Here is a 13,453-nt window from a genome sequence, read left to right on the forward strand (position 1 = left end):
CACCGCTCGGGAGTCCCGCCGTGACCGTCGAAAGCCCGCCCGCCACCGCCGTGTCCCACGGCCGGCTCGTCCCGGTCGCCGTCCACTTCGACGACCTCGACGCGCTCGGCATGCTGCACAACGCCCGCTACCCGCTGCTCGTCGAGCGCGCCTGGACCGAGCTGTGGCAGGAGCACGGGATCCGCTTCGACGGCGACTGGGCGACCGCCGGGGACGCCTGCAACGTGGTGAAGGAACTGCTGATCAGCTACGACGCGCCGGTCACCAGGTCGGGCCCGTACGCCGTGCACCTCTGGCTGGACCGGCTCGGCACCACCGGGCTGACGTACGGCTTCCGGTTCTGCTCGGCGGACGGGACGACGACGTACGCCACCGGGACCCGGGTGCTGGTCCGGCTGGACGCGGGGACGCTGCGCCCCGCGCCCTGGAGCGAGGCGTTCAGGACCGTGGGCCGGACACTGCTGCGCTCGGCGGACTGACCTTCGGGCGGTCCCGGTCGCCGGCGCGCAGCACGCCCGCGAAGACCGCGAGGCCACCCGCCAACACCGTGACCAGGCAGAACGACACGACCAGGCCCGTGGCCTGCGCCACCCCGCCGATCAGGCTCGGCGCGATCAGCCCCGAGGTGTAGGTGATCGTCGCGACGCCCGCGATGGCCTGGCTCGGGTTCGGGCCGCTGCGGCCCGCCGCCGCGAAGCACAGCGGGACGACCACGGCGATGCCGAGGCCGAGCAGCGCGAAGCCGCCCATGGCCAGCGCCGGGTTGTCCGCGAGGACGATCAGCAGCCCGCCGCCCACGGCCAGCAGCCCGCCCGCACGGACCGTACGCACCGACCCGAAGCGGTTCACCACCGCGTCGCCCACCAGCCGGGCCACCGCCATCGTCAGCATGAAGCCCGTCGTCGAGGCCGCCGCGAGACCGGCCGACGTGCCCAACTGGTCATGCAGGAACACCGCCGACCAGTCCAGGCTCGCCCCCTCCGCGAACACCGCGCAGAAGCCAACCGCGCCGATGAGCAGCGCGGACTTCGGCGGCAGCGTGAACCGGGGCGGGGCCTCCTCGGCGACACCCGGGGGGATGTCGAGCACCCAGTGGCAGGCGCCGACGCCGAGCGCGGTGAGGATCAGGGCCGCGACGAAGTGGTGCACGCGCGCGTCCGAGCCGAGATGCGCGGCGAGCGTGCCGCCCGCCGAACCGATCAGGGCGCCCGCGCTCCACATGCCGTGCAGACTCGACATGATCGACTTGTCGAGGAGGCGCTCGATCTCGACACCGAGCGCGTTCATGGCGACGTCGGCCATGCCCGCGCTCGCGCCGTACGTGAACATCGCCAGGCACAGGGTGACCAGGTTCGGCGCCAGCGACGGCAGGACCAGGGACATGGTCCACATGGCGATCAGCCCGCGCACCGCCGCACGGCTGCCGAAGCGGTGGGTGATCCAGCCGGCCAGCGGCATCGAGCAGGACGCGCCGAACGCGCCGAAGGCGAGGGCGAATCCGAGCCAGCCCGCGGCGACGTGCGCGTGGTCCTGGATCCACGGCACCCGGGTCGCGAACGAGCCGGTGACCGCGCCGTGCACGGCGAAGACGGCGGCAACGGCGTACCGGGCACGCTTCACCTCGTGTCGGTCGTAGACCACTTCGCTCATCGTCCGGCCCCTCCAGCTGGTCGTGTCCCGCTCGACTGTTCTGATCCCCACATGCGCCGCGTAAACTATCAGGAACCCTGCCTGATAGATAGAGAATTACCGGACGCCCGTCGCACCGCCTCGATCTGGGAGGATTCCCGGCATGCCCGCATCCCCGAGCACCGCCCGGGCCATCAACGACCGGCTCGCCCTGCGGCTGCTGCAGCAGGAAGGCCCGCTGACGGCGGGGCAGTTGAAGCAGCTGACCGGACTGTCCCGGCCCACCGTCGCCGACCTCGTCGAACGCCTCACCGCCTCCGGGCTGATCCAGATGGTCGGCGAGTCCGGCGAGCAACGGCGCGGTCCCAACGCCCGGTTGTACGGCATCGTCGCCGACCGCGCGTACCTCGCCGCGCTGGATGTCCGCCTCGAGGGCGTCTCCGTCGTCGTCTCCGACCTGGTCGGGCGGGTGCTCGCGGAGGCGTCCGTGCCGATCGACGGGGCGTCGGGCACCGGTCCCGCGGTCGAGCAGGCCGTCGCGCTGGTCGAGCGGGCCGCGAAGGAGGCGGGCGCGGAACACCTCCACACCGTCGGCGTCGGCGCCCCCGGCCTCATCGACCCGGCCACGGGCGAACTCCGCGACACCACCGGCCTGCCCGCCTGGCACCGCCGCCTCGTCGCCGCCCTCCACGAACGCCTTCCGGGCACCCACATCGTCGTGGAGAACGAGACCAACCTCGCGGCCCTCGCCGAGCAACGCGACGGCGCGGCCCGCGACCGCGACACGTTCGTGCTGTTCTGGCTCGGGATGGGCATCGGCGCGGCGGTGGTCCTGGACGGGGCGTTGCGCCGGGGCGCGTCAGGGGGTGCGGGCGAGATCGGCTTCCTGCCGGTGCCTGGGACGAGGGGATTCCCTTCGGCGACGGACTGCGAGGGGGGTTTCCACTCCCTGGCCGGGGCGGCGGCTGTGCTCGAACTCGCCCGGGAATGCGGGGTGTTGGGCCGCGCGGGCGAGGGGGCTGGGGCGGCCGGGGTGGTGCGGTGGGCTGTGGGGGAGGTGAGCGGTGGCGGGGCTGGGGGTGACGTCGGCGTCGGTGCTGGGGCCGGTGACGCGGGTGACGTCGGAGTCGATGCTGGGGCCGGTGACGCGGGTGACGTCGGAGTCGATGCTGGGGCTGGGGCTGGTGACGGAGGTGACCTGGCTGCCCGCTTCCTCGACGCCCTCGCCGACCGGCTCGCCCTCGGCGTCGCCTCCGTCGTCGCGCTGCTGGACCCCGGATGCGTGGTCCTCGGCGGCGAGGTCGGCCAGGCCGGCGGCGACGAACTCGCCGTACGCGTGGCCGAACGCATCACCCGCATGTCCCCGCTCCCCGCGGAGGTCCGCCCCAGCGTCCTGGGCGGCGCCGCAGTCCTGCGCGGCGCCCAGCTGACCGCCCAGGACGGAGCCCAGGACGAACTGTTCGGGTAACCCGCCGGGGGTCGTGCCCTGCAAGGCGGCGGGCGGTCACCCGCGCTGGGCGGCCGTACGGGACGACCCCAGGGGGAGTTGCTCGCCCGCCCTTCAAATTCCGTGCCCGCTCGGCCCTTTGGCGGTCACCCGAATCGAACCCTCAACCCCGCGCCCGGCCTGCGTCCTGGCCCGCAACGTGCCCACCCTGGCAAGGTGCCCGACCCAGGGGCGCGGGGAACTGCGCGCCCAGCCACGAACTCACGCGCACTCGGGCTCTGACAGCCACATACCGACCATCTGCTCGCGCGTCCGGAGCCGTCACTGATCCCTTGACCGCCGGACGGCACGCGCGCTGAGTGGCCCGGCGGTGGGCAAGGGCCGTCGTCACCACCGCCGGACCGGTCCAGGGGTGTCCCCTCGGAGATCCGAAAAGGACTAGACCATATGATCCAGCAGGTAGGGGCCGGTTGAGAAGTCCAGCGGCACCGTCTGTGAGCCAGCCCACACCCTTCACCTGTATGGACCCTTGTCAGGCGTGGCACACTGGCCGTGTACCAGAAGCAGCGCACTCCGGGGTCGGTGAAAGTCCGAGCCGGCGGTTACAGTCCGCGACCCGTCCGCTTCCAGCGGCCGGTTGACCAGGTGGAATTCCTGGACCGACGGTTAAAGTCCGGATGGGAGGCAGTGCGCGGCGGGCGGGCATTCGTGCGCGCCGCCGTATTGGCTCGTCCTGCGTGGACGGGTTCTGTCCGGCGTCGTTCCCGGTGTTCTCGTCCGTTTCATTCTGTCGTCTTCGACAGGCCCCGGAGTCCGTGCCCTATGAGGCAGGAGGACCCGGGAAGTGTTCACCGGAATCGTCGAAGAGCTGGGTGAGGTCACCGCCGTCGAGAATCTCGACGACGCCTCCCGCTTTCGTCTGCGCGGCCCCATCGTCACCGAGGGCGCGAAGCACGGCGACTCCATCGCCGTGAACGGCGTCTGTCTCACCGTCGTGGAGTTCGAGGGTGACGAGTTCACCGCCGACGTCATGGCCGAGACCCTGAACCGCTCCAGCCTCGGCGTCCTCGCCGTCGGCTCCCGTGTCAACCTCGAACGCCCCATGGCCCTCGGCGCCCGCCTCGGCGGCCACATCGTGCAGGGGCACGTCGACGGCACCGGCGAGATCATCGAGCGCAAGCCGTCCGAGAACTGGGAGATCGTCAAGATCTCGCTCCCGGCCGACCTCACGCGCTATGTCGTCGAGAAGGGCTCCATCACCGTCGACGGCATCAGCCTCACCGTCGTCGACGCGGGCCCGGACTACTTCACCGTCAGCCTCATCCCGACCACCCTCGGCCTGACCACGCTGGGCCACAAGCAGCCCGGCGACCCGGTCAACCTCGAGGTCGACGTCATCGCCAAGTACGTGGAGCGGCTGATGGGTTCACGCGAGGTGACCCCGTGAACTGGCTCAACTCCGAGGCCTTCGTCCTGTTCGGCCAGCACATCAAGTGGTCGGACATGATCGGCAACGTCATCGGTCTGATAGGCCTCGCCTTCGGCTGGCGGCGGTCGATCTGGAGCTGGCCCACGCAGTTCGTCTCCGGCCTGATCCTCTTCGCCGCGTTCGCCACCGCGCACCTCTCCGGCAGCGCGGGCAAGCAGATCGTCGTCATGGTCGTCGCCGGCTACGGCTGGTGGCAGTGGAACCGCGGCAAGGACGGCTCCGCCGACGGCCACATCACCCCCCGCTTCGCCACCTGGCGCGAGCGCGCGATCCTGGCCGGCTCCGCCGCCGTCGGGACCGTGGCCGTGGCCGCCCTCTTCAAGGCGTACCCGTCCCTCTCCTGGGACCCGTGGCCCGACGCCTACATCTTCGTCGGCACCGTCGTCGCGATGTACGCGCAGGCCCGCGGCATGGTCGAGTTCTGGTTCGCCTGGCTCCTCGTCGACCTCGTCGGCGTCCCCCTCAACTTCGCCAACGGCTTCGCGTTCTCCGGCTTCGTCTACGTCATCTACGGCGCACTCGTCCTGTGGGGCATGCGCGACTGGTGGCTGCGCTCCCGCAAGGCCCCGCAGCCCGTCCTGGAAGGAGCGCCGGCATGACAGCCCGCCCGTCACCCACCACCGCCCTGAACGAGACGCTTCGCGTCCCCCCCTCGATCCCGCCGATCCTGTACAGCACCGACGGTTTCGAAGACTTTTCGCTCGACCCCGTTGAACAGGCCATCGCCGACATCGCGGCGGGCCGCCCGGTCGTGGTCGTGGACGACGAGGACCGCGAGAACGAGGGCGACCTCGTCATCGCCGCCGAGAAGGCGACCCCCGAGATCATCGCGTTCATGATGAGCGAGTGCCGGGGTCTGATCTGCGCGCCCATGGAGGGCGACGAGCTGGACAGGCTCCGGCTCCCGCAGATGGTCGAGGACAACACCGAGTCGATGAAAACCGCGTTCACAGTCTCCGTGGACGCCTCGCCTGTTCACGGTGTGACCACCGGCATCTCGGCCTCCGACCGCGCGACCACCCTTCAGGTCCTCGCGAGCGGCAGCGCCCAGGCCGACGACCTCGTCCGCCCCGGCCACATCTTCCCGCTGCGCGCCCGTACCGGCGGCGTGCTGGTCCGCAACGGCCACACCGAGGCCGCCGTCGACCTCGCCCGCCTCGCGGGCCTGCGCCCGGCCGGCGCGATCGTCGAGATCGCGGGCGAGGACGGCCGTATGCTCCGCCTCCCCGAACTGATCCCCTTCGCCCGCAAGCACGGCCTCACGATCATCTCCATCGAGGACCTGATCGCCTACCGGCAGACCGCCGAACCCACCGTCCGCCGCGAGGCCGAGGTCCAACTCCCCACCCGCCACGGCGAGTTCACGGCGTACGGCTACCGATCGACCGTCGACGGAGTCGAGCACGTCGCCTTGGTCCACGGCGAGATCGGCGACGGCGAGGACGTCCTCGTCCGCGTCCACTCCGAGTGCCTCACCGGTGACGTCTTCCACTCCCTGCGCTGCGACTGCGGCCCCCAGCTGGAGGCCTCCCTTGAGCGCATCCAGGAGGAGGGCAGGGGAGTGGTGGTCTACCTCCGCGGCCACGAGGGACGCGGCATCGGCCTCCTGTCCAAGCTCCGGGCCTACGAGCTCCAGGAGCGCGGCCGCGACACCCTCGACGCCAACCTGGAACTCGGCCTGCCCGCCGACGCCCGGGACTACGGCGCCGGCGCGCAGATCCTGGAGGACCTCGGGGTCCGCAGCCTGCGCCTGATGACCAACAACCCCGACAAGACCGACGCGCTCGTCCGGCACGGCCTCAAGGTCACCGGCCGGGAGCCGATGCCCGTACAGGCGGGCGAGCACAACCTCCGCTACCTGCGCACCAAGCGGGACCGGATGGGGCACGACCTCCCCTGGCTGGACGCGGCCCCCGTGTCCACCTGCGGCAACCAGTAACCGCGCAATCGCACTTCCACGCGTGACGCACTTCTAGGAGACAAGAGAACGTGAGCGGCAAGGGCGCACCCGAACTGTCCGTACGCAACGTCGGAGACCTGCGGGTCGCCGTCATCGCGGCGCAGTGGCACGAAAAGGTGATGGACGGTCTCGTGGACGGCGCCCTGCGCGCCCTGCACGACCTGGGGATCGACGAGCCGACCCTCCTCAGGGTCCCCGGCAGCTGGGAACTCCCGGTCGTGGCAAAGGTGCTGGCGGGCCGGGGCTACGACGCGATCGTCGCCCTCGGCGTCGTGATCCGCGGCGGCACCCCGCACTTCGAGTACGTGTGCCAGGGCGTCGTCCAGGGCCTCACCCAGGTCTCGGTGGAGACCGGCGTCCCGGTCGGCATGGGCGTGCTGACCTGCGACACCGAGGCGCAGGCCCTGGACCGGGCCGGACTGGAGGGCTCGAATGAGGACAAGGGGCACGAGGCGGTGACGGCCGCGGTGGCGACGGCGGCCACGCTCCGCTCAGTATCTGAACCGTGGCGTTAAGCCCACGATTGTTTGCAATAGGGTGGGCAGCACCATGTCCAATAAGACGTTCGAGGAGCTCTTCACCGAGCTCCAGCAGAAGGCCGCCACCGGCGACCCCGCCACTTCCCGCACCGCAGAGCTGGTCGGCAAGGGCGTCCATGCCATCGGCAAGAAGGTCGTCGAAGAGGCCGCAGAGGTCTGGATGGCCGCAGAGTACGAGGGCAAGGAGGCGGCCGCCGAGGAGATCTCGCAGCTGCTCTACCACGTCCAGGTGATGATGGTCGCCCGCGGAATCTCGCTGGACGACGTCTACGCCCACCTGTAAAACCCTCTTAGAACCGTTTCGGGCAGTTCACCCCTTTTCACGCGAAGGAAGCCGACCTCATGCTGCGCATCGCCGTCCCCAACAAGGGTTCCCTGTCAGGACCTGCGGCGGACATGCTGCATGAGGCCGGCTACCAGCAGCGCCGGGAGTCCAAGGAACTGCGGATCGTCGACCCGGTCAACGAGGTGGAGTTCTTCTACCTCCGCCCCCGCGACATCGCGATCTACGTCTCCTCCGGCCGCCTCGACATCGGCATCACCGGCCGCGACCTGCTGATCGACTCCGCCGCGAGCGCCGAGGAGATCCTCCCGCTCGGCTTCGCCCGCTCCACCTTCCGCTTCGCCTCCAAGCCCGGCGCCGCGAGCAGCATGGCGGACCTCACGGGCAAGACGGTCGCCACCTCGTACGAGGGCATCGTCGCCAAACACCTCGCGGACAGCGGCATCGACGCCTCCGTCGTCCACCTCGACGGAGCCGTGGAGACCGCCATCGAACTGGGCGTCGCCGAGGTCATCGCGGACGTCGTCGAGACCGGCACCAGCCTGCGCAACGCGGGCCTGGAGGTCTTCGGCGACCCCATCATGAAGTCCGAGGCGGTCGTCATCCGCCGCAAGGACGCCCCGACCGACGACACCACCGAGCCCAAGGTCCAGCAGTTCCTGCGCCGCCTCCAGGGCGTCCTGGTCGCCCGGACGTACGTGATGATGGACTACGACTGCCGGGTCGAGCAGCTGGAGAAGGCCGTCGCGCTCACCCCCGGCCTGGAGTCCCCGACCGTCTCCCCGCTGCACAACGAGGGCTGGGTCGCCGTCCGCGCGATGGTCCCCGCCAAGGAGGCGCAGCGGATCATGGACGACCTGTACGACATCGGCGCCCGGGCCATCCTGACGACGGCCATCCACGCCTGCCGTCTCTGAGGAACACGCCGAGGATCACGCCGACCATGTCCGAACTCCCCGTCCTGCCGGTCACGTTCCGGCCGGGCCGCACCCGTGCCGTGCTGCTCACCGCCGGCCTCGCGATCTTCGTCGTCATCACGACCGTCGCGATGCTCCTGGAGCAGCTCACCCCGGGGGAGAAGCTCAGCTTCGTCCTCACCGGTGCCCTTCTCTTCGCCGTGCTGGCCCTGCTCGCCCGGGTGAAGGTCGTCGCCGACGAGACCGGTGTCACCGTCGTGAACATCGTCAGCAGGCGCCGGCTCGCCTGGGCCGAGATCCTCCAGGTGAATCTGCGCCCCGGCGATCCCTGGGTGTTCCTCAACCTCAGCGACGGCACCAGCCTGCCCGTCCTCGGCATTCAGCCCGGTATCGCCAAGGCGCGGGCCATCGCCGACGCGCGCACTCTGCGGGCCCTCGCCGAGGACCGGTCGCTGGGGGATCTGCCGTAGATGGCCATGTCTTGATTAATCTGTTGTCGGTGGCGTTTTCCTCGTGCCTCCGCCACCGGCATTCCCCCCTGTTTCCCCGAGGCCCCCTGCTACCCGAGGAGTGACTCCCTCCAGCGATGGACGGATCGTCCTGTAGTACCTGCGCCGCCCCCTCCCGACATATCGAGGCGGCGGCATGACCATCCCCTTGTTGCTCCTCGGAGCGGCGATCCTGCTGATTCTCGCCAACGGCTTCTTCGTGGCCGCCGAGTTCGGGCTCGTCACCGTGGAGCGTCCCGAGGCCGAGAAGGCCGCCGCCGAGGGCGACCGACGGGCCGCCACGGTCGTCGAGTCGCTCAAGGAGCTGTCCTTCCAGCTCTCCGGCACCCAGCTCGGCATCACCATCACCTCCCTGGTCGTCGGCATGCTCGCCGAACCGGCCCTCGCGGAGCTGCTGCACGGCCCGTTCAGCGCGATCGGCATCCCCGAGGGCGCCGTCTCCGGCGTCGCCGTGGTCGTCGGCATGCTGCTGGCCTCCGCCGTGCAGATGGTGATCGGCGAACTCGTGCCCAAGAACTGGGCGGTGTCCCGGCCGCTCCAGGTCGCGCGCTTCGTCGCCGCCCCGCAGCACGCCTTCGCGAAGCTGTTCCGCCCGGTGATCTCCGCCCTGAACACCGTCGCCAACAAGCTGGTCCGCGCGCTCGGCGTCGAGCCCGCCGAGGAGCTGGCCTCGGCCCGCACCCCCGGCGAACTCGTCTCCCTGGCCCGGCACTCGGCGCAGGCCGGCACGCTGGAGCAGGACACCGCCGATCTCTTCGTACGGACCCTGTCGCTGGGCGAGTTGACCGCGCAGCACGTCATGACCCCGCGCGTGAAGGTCAGCGCGCTGCAGTCGTCGGCGACGGCCGAGGACGTGGTCAACCTCACCCGCGCCACCGGTCTGTCCCGCTTCCCCGTCTACCGCGAGAAGATCGACGAGATCGTGGGCATGGTCCACCTCAAGGACGCGCTGGCCGTGCCCGCGCACGACCGGCTGCGCACCTCGGTCACCACCATCGCCAAGTCCCCGCTGCTGGTCCCCGAGACCCTGCCCGTCCAGCCCCTGCTGGGCCGGCTGCGCAGGGAACAGCCGATCGCCGTCGTCGTCGACGAGTACGGCGGTACGGCCGGGGTGGTCACCCTGGAGGACATCGTCGAGGAACTCGTCGGCGAGGTCCGCGACGAGCACGACGGCCTGGACGTCCCCGAACTCGCCGCCGCCCCGCCCGAGGACGGCAAGCCCGCCTGGGACGCCGACGGCAGCTGCCGGGTCGACATCCTCCAGCGCATAGGCCTCGACGTGCCCGAGGGCCCGTACGAGACGGTGGCCGGTCTGGTCGCCGACCTCCTCGGCCGCATCCCGGCCCCCGGCGACAAGGCCGAACTCCCCGGCTGGCGCCTCTCGGTCCGCCAGGTGGGCCACTATCGCGCCGAGCGCGTCCGCCTGGTCCGCACGGTGCCCGCGGTCAACGTCATGGAGGCCGCCCGATGACCGTCCTCCAACTCCTCTTCGCGGTCCTGCTGGTGCTCGCCAACGGCTTCTTCGTCGGCGCCGAGTTCGCCCTCGTCTCCGTCCGCCGCAGCCAGATCGAACCCCTCGGCACGGCCCGCGCCCGCCAGGTCCTCTACGGCCTGGAGCGGCTGCCGCAGATGATGGCGGCGGCCCAGTTCGGCATCACCGTCTGCTCGTTGACGCTCGGCGCGGTCGCCGAGCCGACGGTCGCGCACGTCCTGGAGCCGGTCTTCGAGTGGATGCACCTGCCCGAGGGCATGATCCACCCCCTCGGCTACATCCTCGCCCTGGCGGCCGTGGTCTTCTTCCACCTCGTCATCGGCGAGATGGTCCCGAAGAACCTCGCGATGGCCGCGCCGGAGAAGGCCGCGATGTGGCTCAGCCCGGGCCTGGTCGCCTTCGCCCGTGTCTGCAAGCCGATCACCGTGGCCCTCGGCGCCGTCGCCCAGGGCATCCTGCGGCTCTTCCACGTCGAGCCCAAGGACGAGGTCGAGGCCGTCTTCACCAGCGAACAGCTCAACCGCCTGGTGGAGGACTCGGGTCAGGCCGGCCTCCTCGACCCCGAGGAGCAGGAACGCCTGGAAGACGCCCTGGAGTTGGGCTCACGCCCGGTCACGGACGTCCTCCTGCGCCGCGAGGGCCTGGTCACGGTCAGCCCGTCGGTCACCCCCGGCGAGATCGTCGCCCTCACCGCCCGCACCGGCTACTCCCGCTTCCCCGTCGCCACGGAGACCGGCGCCTTCATGGGCTACCTCCACGTCAAGGACGTCCTGGACCTGGAGGACTCCGAGCGGGCGGTGCCGCAGCAGATCTGGCGCCCCATGACGACCCTGCGGGCCGAACTCCCCCTGGACGACGCCCTCACGGTCATGCGCCGAGCAGCCACCCACCTCGCCCAGGTCGCCGACGCCTCCGGCAAGGTACTGGGCCTGGTGGCCATGGAGGACGTCCTCGAACTCCTGGTGGGCGAGGTCAACGACCCGGCCCACCGAGACATACCGGCCCAGCCAAGAACGACGGAAGTAAAACAAGCGCTGGCGAGTTAGCACAGGTTCCCCGCACCCCGGCTGCTTTTCCAGGGGCGCGGGGAACTGCGCGACAAGCCACGACGCGCCCGCAGCCGCGCACCGACGAGACCCAACCGAGCTCTGGCGCACCGCGGTTCACATCCCCGCAGCCCCCGGCCCCCGCCCCGACAACACCTCGCCATACGCCTGCATCAAATCCGGCAACCGCAACGTCGACAGATCATCCCGAGACAACATCCCGGGATACACCGACAGCCGCAGATCCCGATACGCACAGCTCTTCTCGTACAGCGTCCGCAGGAACCGCCCGTTCCCGAGCTCGTCGATCCACCCCTGGTCAACGACATGCCCGGCGATCGACCGCAACTCGTCGAGCGCCTCCTCGTCCCAGATGTCCCCGTTCTCCGCCGCCAACACCTCACCGATGGACGTGAGTTCAAGCGGCCGGTACGAGGGAAAGTCGACGCGGGTCGTGAACCGGGACGACAACCCGGGGTTCGCGGCGAGCAGCCGGTCCATCCCCTCGGGATACCCGGCAAGGATCACCACGAGGTGATCGCGATTGTCCTCGGCCCGCTTCAACAGCACCTGCAAGGCCTCGTCGCCGTACGCGTCACCCTTGCCGTACCCGGAGTTGGAGAGCGAGTAGGCCTCGTCGACGAAGAGGACGCCACCGATCGCGGAATCGATCAACTCGTTGGCCTTCACGGCCGTTTGACCGAGGTACTCACCCACCAGGTCGGCCCGCTGCGCCTCGACGAGATGGTCCCCGCCGAGCAGCCCGAGGGCGTAGAAGACCCGCCCGAGAATGCGCGCCACGGTGGTCTTGCCGGTACCCGACGGCCCCGAGAAGACGAAGTGCCGTTTCGGCGGCTGAACCGGCAGCCCCTGCCCCGCCCGCAGTCGCGCCATGTTCAACTGGGCGGACAGCGCCTTGACTTGGCGCTTCACCGGCTCCAGCCCCACCATGCGCTCCAGTTCGTTGAGCGCCTCCTCCAGCAGGACGGGATCGGTGGGCCCGGTCGGCAGCGGCGGCACCGGCACCGAGGTCTTCTCGCGCACCGAGTCGCCCGCGGAGGGCAGCGGCCCGGTCGGCGGCAGCCCGGGCTCCGACAGTTTCAGGTCCCGCCCCTCCGCGCCGAACAGCGGATCGAGCCCGTCGGGACCCTCCAGCGCGTCCTGCCCACCGGACAGCGTGATCGCGGCGAGGTCGGTCATGTCCTCGGAGCCGTCGTACCCGTCGGAGTCGGTGATCGCGGCGAGCCGCGCCGAGGTGTCCATGAACGCCGGGTCGACGCGGTGCACCGCCCGGTACAGGGGGAGCGCGGCGGCGCTGCGCCCGGTTCCCTCGTGGGCCCGCGCCAGCCAGTACCGCAGCTCCTTGCGCTGGGGCTGTTCGCTGCGGCAGCGCATCAGCGCGGAGGAAAGGAGCGGTTCGGCCTGGCCGTACATCTCCAGCCGGACCCGGGCCATCCCGCCGAACAACCCGGCCTCGATGCCCAGGAGTTGGTCGTTGATCAGCGGGTCGGTGTGCCGGACCAGCTGCTCCCAGTCCTTGACCAGATAGGCACGGCACGCGTGCAGGAAGCGGACCTGGTGGTCGGTGTCCACGGGCGGCAGTCCGGCCAACGCCCGGTCCAGCTCCGGCACATGACGGCCGTCCAGCCAGTGCGAGGCGTGCGCGAGCAGCAGATCACGCGGGCTTTCCAGCACGGGCTGGACCCACCAGCCGAGCCAGTACCAGGAGTTGAGCGTACGGCGGTGCCTGGTGCGCTGTTCCCCGAAGCGTTCCCGGTGCCGGTACATCCGCAGCAGCGCGGTCGTCGTGTCGACGCGCAGCGCGTGCAGTCCGAGCCAGCCGTCGGCCATCCCGGGATCCATCCGTACCGCGGTGCGGAACTCCTCCTCCGCCTGCGGATAAGCGCCCATGGTGTAGGCGTCCACGCCTCGCAGCCACGCGAGGTCGGCCGGGGCCTCGGGGCCCTGCGTGCCGAAGTCCATCACGTCCCCCCACAAACCGTGCCCCCGTTGGTTCGCCGCCGGGCCGGCGCCCGTCGGCATTCTGGGTCGAACCGCTGTGCCGCGGACGGGAGTTGCCGTGGTGCGCGAAACAGCCGTCCGATGGTCGCACCCTGGGCATCGTACCTGCGGGGCAGTCGC

General features: G+C 70.6%; 13 protein-coding genes and 1 riboswitch. Of the genes, 11 read left to right on the top strand and 2 right to left on the bottom strand.

Going from position 1 to position 13,453, the window contains the following annotated elements; genetic code table 11:
- The first annotated feature begins 20 nt into the window (after positions 1-20).
- On the top strand, positions 21-479 hold the full coding sequence (locus tag OHT77_RS36765) for an acyl-CoA thioesterase (protein ID WP_266766902.1): 459 nt from the start codon (positions 21-23) through the stop codon (positions 477-479).
- Here OHT77_RS36765 and OHT77_RS36770 read toward each other — a convergent pair.
- Positions 439-1,650, bottom strand: a complete 1,212-nt coding sequence (locus OHT77_RS36770) for an MFS transporter (RefSeq protein ID WP_328832673.1) — start codon at positions 1,648-1,650, stop codon at positions 439-441. The genes OHT77_RS36765 and OHT77_RS36770 overlap by 41 nt on opposite strands.
- A gap of 142 nt (positions 1,651-1,792) precedes the next feature.
- Here OHT77_RS36770 and OHT77_RS36775 point away from each other — a divergent pair, with 142 nt between their 5' ends.
- The 10 genes from OHT77_RS36775 to OHT77_RS36820 all read left to right on the top strand — a co-directional run bounded on the left by OHT77_RS36775 (position 1,793) and on the right by OHT77_RS36820 (position 11,311).
- Positions 1,793-3,097, top strand: a complete 1,305-nt coding sequence (locus tag OHT77_RS36775) for an ROK family transcriptional regulator (protein ID WP_328832674.1) — start codon at positions 1,793-1,795, stop codon at positions 3,095-3,097.
- 543 nt (positions 3,098-3,640) lie between these two features.
- A riboswitch (FMN riboswitch) is annotated at positions 3,641-3,771 on the top strand.
- A 149-nt stretch (positions 3,772-3,920) separates the two neighbouring features.
- Positions 3,921-4,523: a riboflavin synthase gene (locus OHT77_RS36780; RefSeq protein WP_266766899.1), complete on the top strand. Its 603-nt coding sequence runs from the start codon at positions 3,921-3,923 to the stop codon at positions 4,521-4,523.
- A complete protein-coding gene (locus tag OHT77_RS36785) occupies positions 4,520-5,164 on the top strand; it encodes a nicotinamide mononucleotide transporter family protein (RefSeq protein WP_328832675.1) in 645 nt (214 codons plus the stop codon). Before OHT77_RS36780 ends, OHT77_RS36785 begins: the two co-directional genes overlap by 4 nt.
- On the top strand, positions 5,161-6,504 hold the full coding sequence (locus OHT77_RS36790) for a bifunctional 3,4-dihydroxy-2-butanone-4-phosphate synthase/GTP cyclohydrolase II (RefSeq protein WP_328832676.1): 1,344 nt from the start codon (positions 5,161-5,163) through the stop codon (positions 6,502-6,504). Before OHT77_RS36785 ends, OHT77_RS36790 begins: the two co-directional genes overlap by 4 nt.
- A 50-nt stretch (positions 6,505-6,554) precedes the next feature.
- Positions 6,555-7,040 (top strand): 6,7-dimethyl-8-ribityllumazine synthase, encoded by a 486-nt coding sequence (ribH, locus tag OHT77_RS36795; protein WP_266766896.1) that lies wholly within the window; start codon positions 6,555-6,557, stop codon positions 7,038-7,040.
- 34 nt (positions 7,041-7,074) lie between these two features.
- Positions 7,075-7,347 carry a phosphoribosyl-ATP diphosphatase gene (locus tag OHT77_RS36800; RefSeq protein WP_018534786.1) on the top strand — a complete coding sequence of 91 codons (273 nt, stop codon included), beginning with the start codon at positions 7,075-7,077 and terminating at the stop codon, positions 7,345-7,347.
- 59 nt (positions 7,348-7,406) lie between these two features.
- Positions 7,407-8,264 carry an ATP phosphoribosyltransferase gene (gene hisG, locus OHT77_RS36805; RefSeq protein ID WP_328832677.1) on the top strand — a complete coding sequence of 286 codons (858 nt, stop codon included), beginning with the start codon at positions 7,407-7,409 and terminating at the stop codon, positions 8,262-8,264.
- Between the two features lie 26 nt (positions 8,265-8,290).
- Positions 8,291-8,734: a PH domain-containing protein gene (locus tag OHT77_RS36810; RefSeq protein ID WP_328832678.1), complete on the top strand. Its 444-nt coding sequence runs from the start codon at positions 8,291-8,293 to the stop codon at positions 8,732-8,734.
- Positions 8,735-8,909: 175 nt separating this feature from the next.
- Positions 8,910-10,244, top strand: a complete 1,335-nt coding sequence (locus OHT77_RS36815; RefSeq protein ID WP_328832679.1) for a hemolysin family protein — start codon at positions 8,910-8,912, stop codon at positions 10,242-10,244.
- The gene (locus OHT77_RS36820; protein WP_328832680.1) at positions 10,241-11,311 is read left to right on the top strand and encodes a hemolysin family protein; all 1,071 of its coding nucleotides are present in this window, start codon (positions 10,241-10,243) and stop codon (positions 11,309-11,311) included. The genes OHT77_RS36815 and OHT77_RS36820 overlap by 4 nt, the downstream gene beginning before the upstream one ends.
- A gap of 117 nt (positions 11,312-11,428) precedes the next feature.
- Here OHT77_RS36820 and OHT77_RS36825 read toward each other — a convergent pair whose 3' ends face one another.
- On the bottom strand, positions 11,429-13,294 hold the full coding sequence (locus OHT77_RS36825; protein WP_328832681.1) for an AAA family ATPase: 1,866 nt from the start codon (positions 13,292-13,294) through the stop codon (positions 11,429-11,431).
- Positions 13,295-13,453: the final 159 nt, after the last annotated feature.

Origin of the sequence: Streptomyces sp. NBC_00252, from assembly GCF_036187565.1 — a bacterium.
GTDB lineage: Bacteria > Actinomycetota > Actinomycetes > Streptomycetales > Streptomycetaceae > Streptomyces.